Below are 14,867 nucleotides of genomic sequence, written 5' to 3' on the forward strand. Positions count from 1 at the left end.
ACACAGCGGCTCCGAACGGGAACGGTCGACGTGCTGCGGCCAACCGCGACGCGTCCGTGCACCGGTCGCGTACGGTCGAGGACATGCAGGCCATCACCTTCGACGCCCCGGGCGACGAGCGCGTCCTCACCCTCTCCGAACTCCCCGACCCGACGGCGGCTGCCGGCGAGGTCCTGGTCGAGGTCGCCGCCGCCGGGGTCAACAACGCCGACCTGCAGCAACGCCAGGGGAACTACCCGCCGCCGCCCGGGGCCTCGGACGTGCTCGGCCTCGAGGTCTCCGGCACGATCCGCGCCCTCGGTGCCGACGTCACCGGGTGGGCCGTCGGCGACCGCGTGTGCGCCCTGCTCGCCGGCGGCGGGTACGCCTCGCTCGTGGTCGTCCCCGCGACGCAGCTGCTCCCGGTGCCGGACGGGCTCGACCTGGTCGAGGCGGCCGCGCTGCCCGAGGCGGCCTGCACGGTGTACTCGAACCTCGGCATGATCGCCGGCCTCCGCCCGGGGCAGACGCTCCTGGTGCACGGCGGCACGGGCGGGATGGGGTCGCACGCGGTCCTCTGGGCGAAGGCCCTCGGCGCCCGGGTGATCGCCACCTCGGGTGGGGAGCGCAAGGTCGCGGCGTCGCGGGAGCTCGGCGCGGACCTGGTGATCGACCACCGCACCGAGGACTTCGTCGCCTGTGCGAAGGAGTTCACGGACGGCGTCGGTGTGGACGTCGTGCTCGACGTCGTCGGTCCGGACTACCTGGAGCGGAACCTCGACGTGCTCGCGCCGAACGGCCACATCGCCGTCATCGCGTCGGGCAGCGGTACCGAGGCCACGCTGCCCTTCGGCGTGCTCATGCGCAAGCGCGCGACGATCAGCGGCACGACCCTGCGCGCCCGGCCCCTCGCCGAGAAGGCCGCGATCGTCGAGGCCGTCCGCTACAACGTCTGGCCGTTCGTGGTCGACGGACGGGTCCGCCCGGTGGTCGACGCCGTGCTGCCGCTCGCCGAGGCCGCCGAGGCACACCGCCGCATCGCGTCCGGCGACGTCATCGGGAAGCTGCTGCTCACGCCGTAGCGCGGGACGACGTCGCACCACCGGTGTCGGCTCGAACCGTGCACGGAGGCGGCGCGAGCCCACTTCCGTCGTGCGGATGCGGACGGAACCGCCTGGAGGCCCGGGGCGCGTCCGGCGGGCCGGCACCGGCCCTCCAGGCTGCCGCGGTCGCTACGCGCCGACGCGGGCGAGGAACTCCACGAGCGCCGGGTGCTGCGGGGCGTCGAGGACCGCGGCCGGCGCACCCTGCTCGACGACCTCGCCGCGGTGCAGGAACACGATGCGGTCGGCGACGTTCCGCGCGAAGTGCATCTCGTGCGTGGTCATCAGGATCGTGGAGCCCTGCTGCTTGAGCTCGGTGACCAGGTCGAGCACCTCCCCGACGAGCATCGGGTCGAGGGCGCTCGTGACCTCGTCGAGGAGCAGCAGCTCGGGGTCGGACGCGATGGCGCGGACGATCGCGACGCGCTGCTGCTGCCCGCCGGAGAGCCGGTCCGGGTACGACCCCGCGAAGTCGGCGAGACCGATCCGGTCGAGCAGCCGTCGGGCGGTCTGCTCCGCGGTCGCCCGGTCGACGCCGTGCACCTTCCGCGACGCCAGCGTCACGTTGTCGAGCACGGTGATGTGCGGGAACAGGTTGAACTGCTGGAACACGACGCCGATGCGGGCCCTGGTGGCGTCGACGTCCACGCGGGGGTCGGAGATGTCGGTGCCCTGCAGCAGGACCTGGCCGTCGTCGATGCCCTCGAGCAGGTTCACCGTCTTGAGCAGCGTCGACTTGCCCGAGCCGGACGCGCCGATGACGCAGATGACCTGGTGCTGGTCGACGGTCAGGTCGATGCCGCGCAGGACCTCGTGCTCGCCGAACGACTTCCGGAGCCCGCGGAGCTCGAGGACGGGTGCGTCGGTCATACGGTGCCGCCGATCTGTTCGCGCCGCTGCTGCCGACGGGCGATCGCGTCCGTGACCCGGATGAGCGGCAGGCTGATCACGACGAAGAGCAGGCCGGCGACCAGGTACGGCGTGAAGTTGTAGGTCTCGGCCTGGGCGATCTGTGCGGAGCGCACGGCGTCGACCGCGCCGAGGATCGACACCAGGCCGACGTCCTTCTGCATCGAGACGAAGTCGTTCATCAGCGCGGGGGTGACCTTGCGGATCGCCTGCGGCAGCACGACCAGCCGCAGCGTCTGGGTGTGGGACAGGCCGAGCGACCGCGCGGCCAGGCGCTGGGACGGGTGCACGGCCTCCATGCCGGCGCGGAGCACCTCGGCGACGTAGGACGAGTACGTCAGCACGATCGCGATGGTGCCCCAGAACTCCGGCGGCAGCCGGGGGAAGACGCCGAGCCCGGGCAGGCCGAAGCCGACCAGGTAGAGCACGATGATGAGCGGCAGGCCACGGAAGAGGTCGGTGTAGGCGGTCGCGAGCACCCGGAGCGGGAAGAACACCGGGCTGCGCAGGCCCCGGACGACGGCGAGCACGGTGCCGAACACCGCGACGCCGATCGAGGCGAAGAACAGGATCCGCACGTTCAGCCACAGGCCGAGCAGGATGTCGGGGAACGTCGAGGCGGCGACGCCCGGGTCGAAGAACGACTGCTGGACGGCGGCCCAGCCGGGGGTGTTGACGACGCCGAAGTACGCGACGGCCAGGACGACGAGCGTCGAGACGACGGACAGGACGACGGAGCGACGGCCGCGCTGGCGGCGCCAGAGACGGCGTTCGAGCTCGATCTGGCTGGGTGCCGGTGCTGCGACCGGGGTGCCCGCGCCGGCTCCTGCTGGGAGGGTCACGTGCTACTTCAGGACGGGCGTGTTCGTCTCCGACGACAGCCACTTGGTCTGCAGGTCCTGCAGCGTGCCGTCGTCGTCGAGCTTCTCGACGGCCGAGTCGACCTTCTTCGTCAACCCGGAGTCCTTCGGCAGCACGAACCCGAACTGGTCGCCCGTGCCGTCTGCGGGGAACTGCGCCGAGACGGTGCCTTCGTCGAGCTGCGCGGCGGACATGTAGAAGGCGGTGGGCAGGTCGGTGACGATGGCGTCGATCTGGCCGGACTTCAGTGCCAGCACGGCGTCGTCGTTCGAGTTGAACACCTGCGGGGTGACGCCGAGGGTGTCCTTGACGCTGGTGATGCTCGTCGAGCCGGCAGCGACGCCGATCGTGTCCTGCTTGAGCGCCGCGATCGTGGTGTCGTCGACCGCCTTGGACTTCTTCGTCGTCACGACGGCCTGGGTCGTCGTGTAGTACGGCGACGACATGTCGACGGCCTTCTTGCGCTGCGACGAGATCGAGAACTGCTGGACGTTGAGGTCCCAGTCCTTCGGGCCGGGAGCGACCGCGCTGTCGAAGGTCGAGCGCTTCCACATGACGTCGGACTTCGCGTAGCCCATCTCCTTCGCGACGGCGTAGGCCACGGCCGACTCGAAGCCCTTGCCGGACTGCGGCTTGTCGTCCTCCACCCACGGGGAGTACGCGGGCTGCCCGGTCGCGATCGTGAGCTTGCCGTCGGTCACGGTGCCGTCGGCACCGCCCGAGCTGCCGGCGCTGCACGAGGACAGGGCGATCGCGGCGACGGCGGCGGTCGCGACGGCGAGGGACAGGCGGAGATGACGGGTCACGGTCGGGCCTTCGTGCGGGGGCGTGGGGGCAGGGAGAATCGTACGGGGAACTGGTACACCACCGCGACCGGCACCGTCATGGGGCGTCAGGACGAGAGCGTGAAGTCCTCGAACGAGAAGCCCGGGGAGACCAGGCAGCTCACCAGGACCTCGCCGTCGCCGGGCAGGGTCCGCTGCCAAACGCCACCGCGGACGAACGCCTGCGCGTCGTTCACGCGGTCACGACCGGCGTCCGGCCCGAGGGTGATCTGCGCCCCGGGTTCGGGCTGGTCGCCGGACCCGCCGAGCTCGAGCACGACGGAGTCCGGTCCGTGCCACATCCAGATCTCGTCGCTCGTGACCCGGTGCCACGCGGAGGACTCCCCCGGTGGCAGCAGGAAGTGGATGAGGGTCGCGGCGGGACGCTCACCCGCGGACGTGGTCACGGTCGCTGGGGAGGTCCAGGTGCGGACGTACCAGCCGCCCTCCGGGTGGGGCTCCATCCCGAGGGCCGCGGCGCGCTGGGGCACGTCGAGCCACTCGATGACCTCGCCGTCGACGGTCCGTCGTGCCATCTGCTTCGTCATGCGACCATCTTCCCGCGGATGACCGTGGCGACCGCGCGCCCGGCCCCGTCCTCCACGAGTTCGGCGAGCGCGTCGGGCACCGTGCGGCTGTCCACGTCGAACACGGCCAGGTCGGCGCGGGCCCCGACGGCGAGGTGCCCGATCCGGTCCTGCCCGACGGCGAGCCCCATCGCGTGCGCCCCGCCGAGCGTCGCCGCCGCGAGCAGCCGTCCGTGCAGGTCGCGGTCGCCGTACCCCTGCGCGCGGGCGATCCGGTGCAGTGCGGTGACGTCGGCCATCAGGTCGAGCGACGGGGACGAGGACAGCGAGTCCGTGCCGATCGCGATCGGGCTGCCCTCACGGAGGTAGTCGGCGACGGGCGGCGGGTCGAGGCCGATGACCGCGTTCGACCGTGGGCACAGCGCCACGGCCGTCCCGCGGGCGCGGAGCAGCGCCCGGTCCTCGGCCGTCATGTAGACGCCGTGCGCGATGTGGCAATCCGGCCCGAGCACGCCGAGTCGGTCCACGAAGGCGGTCGCGCTCGCACCGAACCCGAGCGCGCGCATGGCCCGGAACGACGGCACGTTCGCCAGGTGCCAGTCGGTGCCGTGCAGGTCGGTGCCGTCAGCCCCCGCGAGCCGCTCCCCCTCGAAGGCCGCTTCGCCGAGGTGCAGGTGCAGCCGCAGCCCGCGCTGTCGCACGATGTCGGGCAGTTCCAGCAGGGGCGCGACGTCGAGCGAGTACGGCGCGTGCGGGGAGAGTCCGGCCCCCGGCGTGGTCGGGATCCGGGCGAGTTCGTCGAGGACCTGGGCGCGGCCGTGCTGCTGCCAGGCCGCGTTCTCCCAGTCCATCACCTCCCAGTAGGCGATCCCGCCGAGGCCGGCGTCCTCGAGCGCGGTCGCGGCCTCGATGTCCGTCACGACGTCGGCGATGCTCGTCACCCCCGCGGCGATCGAGCGGCGCGCGCCCTCCGCGGCTTCGGCCCGCCAGTCGTGCGGTTCGGCGTAGTCGCGGTTGAACGCGGCGGCCCAGTCCTCGAACCCGTCGTACTGACCGGAGCCGACACTGTCCATGCCGGTGTACTGCAGGTGCGAGTGCGCGTTCACGAGTCCCGGCAGCAGGGCACCGCGCCAGCGCCGCTCGGTGAACGCGGAGCCGTCGAGCTGGTCGACGACCCAGGACCGCTCGCCGACGTGCAGGATCCGCCCGTCCCGCACCGCGACGGCGCCGTCGGCGATGGGCGGCGCGGTCATCGGCACCACGATGCGGGCCGAGTGCACGGTGGTCGCGGCCGTCAGCTCGCTCACGCGGGGTCCCCGAAGCGGCTGGTGCGGACGTCCGGCTCGCGGTCTGCCGGGTGTTCGGCAACCCGGTCGGGAGGCTCGGCGTGCGCCCCGAAGGCGGCGAGCGCCGCGCGGGCGGTCGCCTCGTCCACCGCGGGGTCGATCGGCACCACGGCGCGCTCGAGCTCGTCGCCGTGCTCGAGGAGCATCCGCACGGCACCGAGCTGCGCCGCGAAGGAGAGGTCCATGATCTCGACCGGGTTGCCCTCGGCAGCGGTGATGTTGATGCACCCGCCGCGGTCGAGCACGACCGGCCCGGATGCGGCCCCGGGGAAGGTCAGACGTTCGGCCTTCCGCCCGACGGTGCGCAGCGTGGCTCCCGCGGCGAGGGCGGCGTCGAGCGCGACCTCCTGCTCGATCCCACCAGCGACCGCGACCACGGCGTCGGGAGCGCAGGCACGCAGCACGTCGAGGCTGATCGTGTCGGTGACGCCGGTGGCGCTCATCACCACCTCGGCCTCGCGCACGGCGTCGACGAGCGGGGCGACGGCGTACCCGGCGAACAGCGCCTGGAGCGCGCGCACGGGGTCGGTCTCGGCGACCGTGACGGTGAACCCGAGGGCACGGAGCACCAGGGCGACCCCTTCGCCGACGTGCCCGTACCCGGCGACGACCGCCGAGCCTCCCGGCTGGACCCGATGTGCGCCGGACGTGAGCCCGTCGACGAGGTCGAGGACCGCGAACACCGTCGACTGCCCGGTGCCGTACCGGTTGTCGAAGAAGGTCTTGGTGCGGGCGTCGTTCACGGCGACCACGGGGATGCCGAGCGCGCCCCGGGCGGCCATCACGCGCAGGGGGCGGAGGCCGCTCGTGGTCTCCTCCGCCGCGCCCAGCATCGTCGGCAGCAGGTCCGGGCGCTCCTGGTGGGCCAGGCGGATCACGTGCGCGCCATCGTCGAGCAGGATGTGCGGGCGGGTGTCGAGCATCGCCAGCGCGAGGTCCTTCTGCCGGGCCGTCGTCGCGGTGGACTCGGCGAACACGGGCAGGCCAGCGCGTCGGAGCGCGTCGGCGACGGCGTCGTCGGTCTCGTCGGCGTGGGCGTAGACGACGACCTCGGCGCCGGCGTCACGGAGGAGCAGGCTCAGCACGGCGGTCTTCGGTTCGAGGACCATGGCGACGCCGACGCGGGTGCCGCGGAGCAGGCCGCCGTCGCGGAGCTCGCCGGCGACCGCGCGGGAGACCGGCATCGACCGTCGTGCCCAGCGGAGACGGGCGTCGGCGGCGGGGTCGTCCTCGGGGTCGCGGCCCGTGGAGACGAGGAACACGTCGTCCGAGAGCATCGGCACGGCCAGCACCCCGGGTCGGGCGGGGGCGACCGGACCGAAGGCGTCCTCGTCGACCGCGGGGAGGTGGCGTCCGGCGTCGACCACGACGAGCGTCGCGCCGCGGGGGCGGTCGGCCTCGCGCTCGACGGCGGCGGTGCTCTCCTCGGGGTCGCCCAGGCACCAGAGCTGGTCGACGGGTTCGTGGTCGGCGGCGGCGCGGGCGCCGAGGGCCGTCAGCAGCGCGTGGAGGGCCTGGCGGTCGCGGGCGTCACCTCCGACCAGGCGGAAGCGGCGGGCGGCGACGAGCAGGTTCGTGGCGGCGGCGAAGCGTCGCACGGCCGCCGAGGCCCAGGAGCGCGTCGCGACGTCGGGTCCTGGCGGCATGGGTCAATCGTAGGGCGGGGCCTGTCGCCGCCGCTGCCGCTGCCGTCGGCGTCCTCGTCGTCAGTCGAGTGGGCGGGGGTGGGGTGCGTCGTACCACCCGGATCCCGCCGCTCCGACTCCGGTCAGGTCGAGGCCCTGGCGGCGCGTCCGGTTCCGGAAGTGCACCTGCACGCCGATGAGCACCGCGACCCCGATCGCCGACACGAGCGCGAGCCCCACCACGTAGAGCGTCGACGCGAGCCCGGAGATCGCCAGGGGCACGGCACCGTTCCGCGCGGCGGACAGCGGCGTGCGGGTGAACACGAAGGCGAGCAGCGTCGAGATCGTCGCGTTCGAGTCGTACAGCCCGTGCAGCAGCGACACCACGACGTAGGTCACCAGGACGGTCCAGGTCCAGCGGAAGCGGGGCCGCCCGTGGGACGCGCCGAACAGCACGGCACCGAGGATCGCCGTCCAGAGCACGTGGCCGACCGGGGACAGGATCGCGCGGATCACCTCGGTCTGCAGCAGGGACACCAGGTCGATGCCACGGGCGGTGATCGCCGCGTTGAAGGCGTACCCGGCCGACTCGAACGCCGCGAAGCCCGCACCCACGGTCGCGCCGAGGAGCGCCCCCTGCCTGGCGGTCTTCGGGCGGACGCGCCACCCCACCACGACGAGCAGGACGCCCTTGACGAACTCCTCCACGAAGCCGACCACGACGTAGATGAGCGCGCCCTGTCGGAGGTCCGACTCGAGCAGCGACGCCCCGAGCACGCCGAGGATCCCGCCGACGAAGAACGCCGTGACGAGCTGCATCGTGCTGACCGTCCCCGTGACCCGTTCGATCACGAAGAGCACCACGGTGAAGGGCACCAGGAAGCTGCCCAGCAGGATGATCGTCGGGACGAGGTTCGTGTTGCTGGTGAACACCGTCACGACGATCGTCACTGCCCAGAGCAGGAAGCCGACGAGCAGGGTCTTCCACCACCAGCCTCGGCGGTGGTGCGGGTGGTCCACGGGGACGGCAGAGGGCAGGGCCATGCGCCCATCGTGCTCCGAGGACGGGCGAACCGGGCCGGGAATGTCCACGACCGCCGCGGTGGTTCTCCCCGGCATGACCGACGTGACGTACGACCAGGTGACCATGTTCGGCGCGGACTGGTGCCGCGACTGCCGCCGTTCCAAGGCGCTGCTCGACCGGCTCGGCGTGGACTACACGTACGTGGACGTCGAGGCCGACCTGTCCGCAGCCGCCCGTGCCGAGGAGATCAGCGGCCGCAAGAGCATCCCCGTCGTGGTGCTGCCGAACGGCACGCACTTCGTGGAGCCCTCCGACGCGGAGCTGCAGGCCGAGCTCGAGGCCTCGAACCTGGTCTGAGACCCCTCGGTCCGGTTGTTCCGGGACGACCAAACAGCCAGAAGACGCGGAAATGGGCACCGATGTGCTCCACCGTGTTGACTCTGGGGTTGACCTCGGCACCGACGATCCCGTCGGTGCCGATTCGTTCGTTCCACCAGGAGGACACCGTGCTCGGTCTCATCATCAGCTTGATCATCGTCGGACTGATCGCCGGTGCGCTCGCGCGCCTGATCATCCCCGGCAAGCAGAACCTGTCGATCCTCATGACGATCGTCCTCGGCATCGTCGGTTCCTTCGTCGGCGGGTTCCTCGGGTTCCTGATCTTCCAGCACGACCCGATGGACGGCTTCTTCCAGCCGGCCGGCATCATCGGCTCCGTCATCGGCGCCATCATCGTGCTGTTCCTCTACACCCGCTTCGCGGGCAAGGGCTCGCGCCGCTGATCGCAGCAGGAGCAGTGCCCGACGGGGGCGTGCAGTGGTCACACGACCACGGCACGCCCCCGTCGGCCGTTCCGGGGTGACCCCGCGCGATGGTGTGGTGCGCGGTTGCGCACTCGGTGCGAGGGTGCGAGGGCGCACGGGGAGCGCAAGCTCGCACGGAGCGGACGACCTCGCACCGTGCGCGCGCTGGCACCGGACCGGACGGGAGGCTCGTGGCCGGCCCGCCACGAGCCTCCCGTCCGGTGTGGGAGTCGGGTCGATGCGTCCGCTACCGTCGGACGGCATGGGGCGCACGACGTGGACCGACGTACCGACCGCACTGCGGATGCAGGTCGAGGAGCTGCTGGGCGGGCCGGTCGAGCACGCGACGTCGCAGGCCGGCGGATGGTCCCCCGGCGGCGCGGACCGCGTCATGACGACCGGGGGCCGTCGTGCCTTCGTCAAGACGCTCTCCCGCGCGCGCAACCCGGACGGCTTCGCGTTCCACGAGCAGGAGTCGCGCGTGATGGCGCTGCTGCCCGCGACCGTGCAGGCACCGCGGCTCCTGGCGACCCTGCGGCACGACGACTGGATCGCCCTGGTGCTCGACGACGTGGCCGGGCGGCATCCCGGCGCACGCGGCGACGGCTCCGAGGTGACCGCGGTGCTCGACGCGCTCGACACGCTGCCCGTGGCCACGGGTCCGCTCGCCGCGCTGCCCCGTGCTGCGGAGGACCTCGTCGAGGAGTTCGGCGCGTGGGACCGGATGCGCGAGGCCGGGATCCCCGACGTCGTGCCGACCGCCGTCGCGGAGCGTGCTGCAGCGTTCGCCGAGCTGGCGCGCGACGGCGCTGCGGCGGCTGACGGCGAGCACCTGCTGCACCTCGACTGCCGTGCCGACAACCTGCTCGTGGACGCCGACGGGGTCGTCTGGGTCATCGACTGGCCCTGGGCCGGCATCGGCGCACACTGGCTCGACCCGCTGACCTACCTGCTCGACACCCTGGTGCGCGGCGAAGACGTCGACGTGGAGCACCACCTCGCGAACCACCGGGTCTTCGCCGGGGTGTCGTCGGGTGCCGTGGACGCGGTGCTCGCCGGTCTGGCGGGGATGTTCCTGGAGAAGGCGGCGCGTCCGGCGCCGCCCGCCATGCCGACGCTGCGGGACTTCCAGCGCAGCGAGGGGCTGGCCGCCGCCGAGTGGCTGGCGCGGCGCGGGTCGGTCTGACCCGCCGCGGGATGGGCAGGCCGAGTCTCGTCGGGGCGGACGTCCTGCGCGCTGGTGACGGCGCGAGGTGCCCGCACGGCCGAGTCTCGGCGCACTGCTGGGCCGCGCGGATGCCGAGCCCGAGCAGCAGGTCCCCCGAATGTCCAGGAGGCGCGGCAGTCCCCGGCGTACGGTCCGCGACATGACTGACGAGAACGCACGCCACCGCCCCGAAGAGGACGCCGCGCGGCTGGGACTCGTCGTCGTCGGCGAAGCAGCAGCGCTGCAGTCCGGTGACGAGGCTGCTCTGGACGCGAGCGTCGAGAACATCCGCGAGACCATCGAGGACCTGATCGACGAACCCCTCACCCCGCGGCAGGAGGAGGTCGTCGAACGACTCGCATCCGCCGGTGGCACCCTGACTGCCGGGCTCAGCGGCGCCCTGGCCGCCCAGACGGGTCGTCCGGTCGACGACGTGCTCGAGGGCGCCGCGCGCAGCATCGTCTGGCAGGAGCGGCTGGCGGCCGACCGTGACCGCGACCGCGCTGCCGTCGACGAGGCCGCGGGCACGGAGCACCGCGAGGTCGAGCCCGAGCAGCGTCGGATGTCCGATGACCAGCGGCAGCGCTCCGGCGAGGACACCCGCCGCGATGCCGGCCACGGGGACGACGGCCGTGTCGGCGCCGAGGAGCCCGAGGACCGCCGACACCGTCGGGACGAGCGCTAGCCACTCCCCCGGGGAAACACGAGGTCACGAACGCGTGCCTCGTGGGCCTTCCCCGTACCGTCGGAGGCATGCCGAAGCGACTCCTGCTCAACGTCTTCGAGATGAACTGCGTCGGGCACATCACCCACGGCCTGTGGCGCCTGCCCGGGAACAACCGGCACCGCTACACGGACATCCGCTACTGGACCGAACTCGCCCGGTCGGCCGAGGCCGGACAGTTCGATGCCGTCTTCATCGCCGATGTGCTCGGCGCCTACGACGTGTACGGCGGATCGGCCGCACCGGCCCTGCGCGAGGGCCTGCAGATCCCGAACAACGACCCGATGCTCGTCGTGCCCGCCATGGCCGCCGTGACCGAACACCTCGGCTTCGGAATCACGTCCTCGACCAGCTACGAGCCGCCCTTCGCGTTCGCCCGACGCATGTCCACGCTCGACCACCTGACGAACGGTCGGGTCGGCTGGAACGTCGTCACGAGCTACCTGCCGAACGCGGCGCGCAACTTCGGCCTGGCGACGGAGATCCCGCACGACACCCGGTACGAGATCGCCGACGAGTACCTCGACGTGCTCTACCAGCTGTGGGAGGGCTCGTGGGAGGACGACGCCGTCCTCCGCGACGCCGAGCGCGGCATCTACACCGACCCGGACAAGGTCCACCCGATCGACCACGTCGGCCAGCACTTCCGCGTCGCCGGCCCGCACCTGTCCGAGCCGTCGCCGCAGCGCACCCCGGCGCTGTTCCTGGCGACTGGCTCCCCCGCCGGCATCGCCCGCGCCGGCCAGCACGCCGAGGTCGTCTTCACCGGTGGGCACGGCGTGCAGCGGACCGCCGACGCCGTCCGCGACGCAGCCCAGGCGGCCGGACGGGACCGCGGCGACGTCCGGTTCGTCACGCAGGCCGCCGTGATCACGGCGCCGACCCAGCGCGAGGTCGACGACAAGGTGGCGCAGTACCGCGCCTTCGCGAGCGAGGAGGGCCCGCTCGTCCACGGCAGCGTCCCCTTCGACGCGCTCTCCCACCCGCGCAGCCGCACGGTGCGCGACGCCCTCGAAGCCGAAGGGGTCGAGGGTGGCGAACGCCTGGTCGGCCGGGTCGCGCTCGACGCCACCGTCGGCGAGCTGCTCGACCGGGTCAACGAGGCCTGGCACGGCGCGTTCTGGGCAGCCGGCGTCCCCGAGGCGGTCACGGAGCAGATCGAGGGCTGGCTCGACGACGACGGGATCGACGGCATCAACCTGCGCCAGTACCACTCGTTCGACACCGTCCGCGACTTCGGCCGGTACGTCACGCCGCTGCTGCAGGAGCGCGGCCGCCTGCCCGAGCGCTACACGCCCGGCGAGACCCTCCGCGAGCGCGTGACCGGAGGCGCCGCACGGCTCCCGGCATCGCACCCGGCCGCAGCACACCGCCGCACCGGCGTCCCCGCCTGAGTCCAGACGAGACGGACTGGAGGCTCCCCACCGGTCCGGTGGGGGGCCTCCTGTCCGTCGGTTCCCACCCACACCGCCCGCGATGGCAAGCGGGATCGCGCGTGGGAGGTCGGAAGGAACGACCCCCTACGCGCGATTCGACCCCCTGCGCGCGATTCGACTCGCCCTGACCCGGTGCGGTTCAGATCCCGAGCAGCCGGCGCACCCCGTCCGTCACCACGCGGCGGGTGAGCTCGCCGTCCCGGCGGGCCTTCGCCCGGAGCGCCGCGCCCTCCCACAGGTCCACGAGCTGGGCCGCGACCAGGTCGGCGTCGAGCGCGGCGTCCACGTCGCCGGCGTCCTGCGCAGCCCGGACGGCCGTGGCCAGCCGTGCGATCCACGCGTCGAACACCGCGTCGACGTGCGCGGCCACCGTCGGTTCGTCGGTCGCCGTGTCGACGGCCAGGTTGCCGAGCAGACAGCCGTACCGGAACTCGATGCCCGCCAACCGGTCGAGCATGACGTCGAAGTACCCGGTGATCCGGTCCACCGCGCGCGGCACGGACGGGTCCTCGAGGAGCTCGATGGGCGACGCGGCGGCGAAGCGGTCAGCGACCTCCATCGCCAGGTCCGCCTTGGACCGGAAGTGGTTGTAGAACGACCCCTTCGGTGCCCCCGCGGACCCGGTGATCGCGGCCACACCGGTGGCGGCGTACCCGTGCTGGTGGAACTCGACGAGGGCGGCGTCGACGATCGCATCGCGGAGGCTGGCTTTCGGCATGCACCGATCCTCTCACCGGGGGAATGAGACGACCGGTCATATTGCTATCGGGAGAACACGGTGCCACCAGGTGCCCGACGGAAGGAACCCACCATGACCGGACTCAGCGGACAGACCGTGCTCGTCACCGGCGCGAACGGCGGACTCGGCACCGAGTTCGTGCGCCAGGCCCTCGAACGCGGCGCCACGAAGGTCTACGCCGCCGCCCGACGCCCGCAGGACTGGGACGACGCCCGCATCGTGCCGCTCGTGCTCGACGTCAGCGACGAGGCCTCCGTCGCCCGCGCGGCCGCCGAGGCACCGGACGTCACGATCGTCGTCAACAACGCCGGACTGCTGCGCCCGGGCGGGCTCGTCGACGGCGACCTCGGGGACGTCCGCGCACAGATCGAGACGAACCTGGTCGGCCCGCTGCTCGTCACCCGCGCCTTCGCCCCGGCACTCCGCGTGGCGCAGGGAGCCGTCGTCAACGTCGCCTCGGTGCTCAGCTGGCTCGGCGGCAGCGGTGCGTACGGCGTCTCGAAGGCGGGGCTGTGGTCGGCGACGGACTCGATCCGGCTCGAGCTGGCGAGCGACGGCGTGCAGGTGCTCGGTGCCTACCTCGGGTACACCGACACGGCCATGGCGACCGGCGTCGACGCGCCGAAGAACACCCCCGAGGCCGTCGTCACCGCGATCTGGGACGGCGTCGAGCACGGCGAGCACGAGGTCCTCGCGGACGAGCTGACGCGGAGCGTCCGCGCCTCGCTCGGCGCCTCGGTCGCCGAGCGCTACGCCGCGCTGGCCGGCTGACGCACCACGGGACGGACTGGAGGCTCCCCCCCGGCCCGGTGGGGAGCCTCCAGTCCGGTCACCCCTGTGAGACGCCGGTGTTCGTCCTCCGCACCGCGGACGTCCGCGGCACGACCGACGAACACCGGTGTCCTGCGAGCGGACTCGCTACGGGCGCCACCAGGCGTCGAAGGGGGTCGCCGGGACCTGGCGCTTGTGCTCCGTGGCGCGGTAGCGGGTCTCGATCGCCTCGGCGACCTCGACCGGCACGTCGTGCCCCTGCAGGTAGGCGTCGATCTCGGCGTAGCTCAGGCCGAGGTTGGCCTCGTCCGTCTGGCCGGGGGTCTCGTCGAGGAGGTCGGCGGTGGGCGCCTTCTCGTAGAGCCGCGCCGGTGCGCCGAGGTGCTCGAGGAGCTGGCGACCCTGGCTCTTCGTGAGCCCGGTCAGCGGGGTGAGGTCCACCCCGCCGTCGCCGTACTTCGTGAAGAAGCCGGTCACGGCCTCGGCCGCGTGGTCCGTGCCGACGACCAGGAGCCCGCGCTGCCCGGCGACCGCGTACTGGGCGACCATGCGCATCCGGGCCTTGACGTTGCCCTTGACGAAGTCGCTCAGCGCGACGCCGGCGTCAGCGGTGTCCTGCACCACGCCGTCGACCCCGTGCTCGATGTTGACCGTCAGGCCGGGCTCTGCGGCGATGAACTGCAGCGCGAGCTGGGCGTCGTCCTCGTCGGCCTGCACCCGGTAGGGCATGCGCACGGTGGTGAAGGAGACGTCGTGCCCCTCGGCGCGGAGCGACTCCACCGCGAGCTGGGAGAGCCGCCCGGCGAGGGTGGAGTCCTGCCCACCGCTGATCGCGAGGACCAGGCCCTTCGCCCCCGTGGTCAGCAGGTAGTCGCGGAGGAAGTCGACACGACGTGCGACCTCGGCGGCCGGGTCGATGACGGGCTGGACGTTGAGGTCCGCTGCGATGGCGGCTTGGAGTTCACGCACCGCCCCAGTATCCACCGCGG

General features: G+C 72.7%; 16 protein-coding genes. 7 read left to right on the forward strand and 9 right to left on the reverse strand.

The window, feature by feature from the left end; genetic code table 11:
- The first annotated feature begins 83 nt into the window (after positions 1-83).
- A complete protein-coding gene (locus ITJ68_RS17860; protein ID WP_194663343.1) occupies positions 84-1,061 on the forward strand; it encodes an NAD(P)H-quinone oxidoreductase in 978 nt (325 codons plus the stop codon).
- Positions 1,062-1,211: 150 nt separating this feature from the next.
- On the opposite strand, the gene ITJ68_RS17865 is transcribed toward ITJ68_RS17860, so the two are convergent.
- The 7 genes from ITJ68_RS17865 to ITJ68_RS17895 all read right to left on the reverse strand — a co-directional run bounded on the left by ITJ68_RS17865 (position 1,212) and on the right by ITJ68_RS17895 (position 8,218).
- Positions 1,212-1,952 (reverse strand): amino acid ABC transporter ATP-binding protein, encoded by a 741-nt coding sequence (locus ITJ68_RS17865; RefSeq protein ID WP_194663345.1) that lies wholly within the window; start codon positions 1,950-1,952, stop codon positions 1,212-1,214.
- Complete coding sequence (locus tag ITJ68_RS17870) at positions 1,949-2,833, reverse strand: amino acid ABC transporter permease (RefSeq protein WP_194663347.1); 885 nt, start codon at positions 2,831-2,833, stop codon at positions 1,949-1,951. The genes ITJ68_RS17865 and ITJ68_RS17870 overlap by 4 nt, the downstream gene beginning before the upstream one ends.
- Positions 2,834-2,836: 3 nt before the next feature.
- Positions 2,837-3,658, reverse strand: coding sequence for an ABC transporter substrate-binding protein (locus ITJ68_RS17875; protein ID WP_194663349.1), 822 nt, complete (start codon positions 3,656-3,658; stop codon positions 2,837-2,839).
- Between the two features lie 86 nt (positions 3,659-3,744).
- Entirely contained in the window at positions 3,745-4,224 is a 480-nt protein-coding gene (locus ITJ68_RS17880) for a cupin domain-containing protein (RefSeq protein WP_228506047.1), read from the reverse strand.
- Positions 4,221-5,456, reverse strand: a complete 1,236-nt coding sequence (locus tag ITJ68_RS17885) for an amidohydrolase family protein (protein WP_194663420.1) — start codon at positions 5,454-5,456, stop codon at positions 4,221-4,223. The genes ITJ68_RS17880 and ITJ68_RS17885 overlap by 4 nt, the downstream gene beginning before the upstream one ends.
- A 50-nt stretch (positions 5,457-5,506) precedes the next feature.
- Entirely contained in the window at positions 5,507-7,195 is a 1,689-nt protein-coding gene (locus ITJ68_RS17890; RefSeq protein ID WP_194663351.1) for an adenosylhomocysteinase, read from the reverse strand.
- A 60-nt stretch (positions 7,196-7,255) separates the two neighbouring features.
- Entirely contained in the window at positions 7,256-8,218 is a 963-nt protein-coding gene (locus ITJ68_RS17895; protein WP_194663353.1) for a PrsW family glutamic-type intramembrane protease, read from the reverse strand.
- Between the two features lie 73 nt (positions 8,219-8,291).
- Here ITJ68_RS17895 and ITJ68_RS17900 point away from each other — a divergent pair, with 73 nt between their 5' ends.
- The 5 genes from ITJ68_RS17900 to ITJ68_RS17920 all read left to right on the forward strand — a co-directional run bounded on the left by ITJ68_RS17900 (position 8,292) and on the right by ITJ68_RS17920 (position 12,326).
- Positions 8,292-8,555 carry a glutaredoxin family protein gene (locus tag ITJ68_RS17900; RefSeq protein ID WP_194663355.1) on the forward strand — a complete coding sequence of 88 codons (264 nt, stop codon included), beginning with the start codon at positions 8,292-8,294 and terminating at the stop codon, positions 8,553-8,555.
- 149 nt (positions 8,556-8,704) lie between these two features.
- Positions 8,705-8,980, forward strand: coding sequence for a GlsB/YeaQ/YmgE family stress response membrane protein (locus ITJ68_RS17905; protein ID WP_194663423.1), 276 nt, complete (start codon positions 8,705-8,707; stop codon positions 8,978-8,980).
- Between the two features lie 283 nt (positions 8,981-9,263).
- Complete coding sequence (locus tag ITJ68_RS17910; RefSeq protein ID WP_194663357.1) at positions 9,264-10,187, forward strand: phosphotransferase; 924 nt, start codon at positions 9,264-9,266, stop codon at positions 10,185-10,187.
- Positions 10,188-10,368: 181 nt separating this feature from the next.
- On the forward strand, positions 10,369-10,893 hold the full coding sequence (locus tag ITJ68_RS17915; protein WP_194663360.1) for a hypothetical protein: 525 nt from the start codon (positions 10,369-10,371) through the stop codon (positions 10,891-10,893).
- A gap of 68 nt (positions 10,894-10,961) precedes the next feature.
- On the forward strand, positions 10,962-12,326 hold the full coding sequence (locus ITJ68_RS17920; RefSeq protein WP_194663372.1) for an NtaA/DmoA family FMN-dependent monooxygenase: 1,365 nt from the start codon (positions 10,962-10,964) through the stop codon (positions 12,324-12,326).
- Between the two features lie 181 nt (positions 12,327-12,507).
- Here ITJ68_RS17920 and ITJ68_RS17925 read toward each other — a convergent pair whose 3' ends face one another.
- On the reverse strand, positions 12,508-13,086 hold the full coding sequence (locus ITJ68_RS17925) for a TetR/AcrR family transcriptional regulator (protein WP_194663375.1): 579 nt from the start codon (positions 13,084-13,086) through the stop codon (positions 12,508-12,510).
- 93 nt (positions 13,087-13,179) lie between these two features.
- On the opposite strand from ITJ68_RS17925, the gene ITJ68_RS17930 reads away from it, so the two are divergent.
- The gene (locus ITJ68_RS17930) at positions 13,180-13,878 is read left to right on the forward strand and encodes an SDR family oxidoreductase (protein WP_194663377.1); all 699 of its coding nucleotides are present in this window, start codon (positions 13,180-13,182) and stop codon (positions 13,876-13,878) included.
- A gap of 147 nt (positions 13,879-14,025) precedes the next feature.
- Here ITJ68_RS17930 and nadE read toward each other — a convergent pair whose 3' ends face one another.
- Positions 14,026-14,847: an ammonia-dependent NAD(+) synthetase gene (gene nadE / locus ITJ68_RS17935; protein ID WP_194663388.1), complete on the reverse strand. Its 822-nt coding sequence runs from the start codon at positions 14,845-14,847 to the stop codon at positions 14,026-14,028.
- Between the last annotated feature and the right edge of the window lie 20 nt (positions 14,848-14,867).

The sequence above is a fragment of the Curtobacterium sp. VKM Ac-1395 genome (assembly GCF_015350975.1).
GTDB lineage: Bacteria > Actinomycetota > Actinomycetes > Actinomycetales > Microbacteriaceae > Curtobacterium.

Excerpts from the sequence above, each read along its gene's own strand:
- ITJ68_RS17885 (WP_194663420.1), bottom strand. The coding sequence starts at position 5,456 with ATGACCGCGCCGCCCATCGCCGACGGCGCCGTCGCGGTGCGGGACGGG.
- ITJ68_RS17910 (WP_194663357.1), top strand. The coding sequence starts at position 9,264 with ATGGGGCGCACGACGTGGACCGACGTACCGACCGCACTGCGGATGCAG.
- ITJ68_RS17900 (WP_194663355.1), top strand. The coding sequence starts at position 8,292 with ATGACCGACGTGACGTACGACCAGGTGACCATGTTCGGCGCGGACTGG.
- ITJ68_RS17920 (WP_194663372.1), top strand. The coding sequence starts at position 10,962 with ATGCCGAAGCGACTCCTGCTCAACGTCTTCGAGATGAACTGCGTCGGG.
- ITJ68_RS17890 (WP_194663351.1), bottom strand. The coding sequence starts at position 7,195 with ATGCCGCCAGGACCCGACGTCGCGACGCGCTCCTGGGCCTCGGCGGCC.
- ITJ68_RS17895 (WP_194663353.1), bottom strand. The coding sequence starts at position 8,218 with ATGGCCCTGCCCTCTGCCGTCCCCGTGGACCACCCGCACCACCGCCGA.
- ITJ68_RS17880 (WP_228506047.1), bottom strand. The coding sequence starts at position 4,224 with ATGACGAAGCAGATGGCACGACGGACCGTCGACGGCGAGGTCATCGAG.
- ITJ68_RS17915 (WP_194663360.1), top strand. The coding sequence starts at position 10,369 with ATGACTGACGAGAACGCACGCCACCGCCCCGAAGAGGACGCCGCGCGG.
- ITJ68_RS17865 (WP_194663345.1), bottom strand. The coding sequence starts at position 1,952 with ATGACCGACGCACCCGTCCTCGAGCTCCGCGGGCTCCGGAAGTCGTTC.
- ITJ68_RS17930 (WP_194663377.1), top strand. The coding sequence starts at position 13,180 with ATGACCGGACTCAGCGGACAGACCGTGCTCGTCACCGGCGCGAACGGC.
- ITJ68_RS17925 (WP_194663375.1), bottom strand. The coding sequence starts at position 13,086 with ATGCCGAAAGCCAGCCTCCGCGATGCGATCGTCGACGCCGCCCTCGTC.
- ITJ68_RS17860 (WP_194663343.1), top strand. The coding sequence starts at position 84 with ATGCAGGCCATCACCTTCGACGCCCCGGGCGACGAGCGCGTCCTCACC.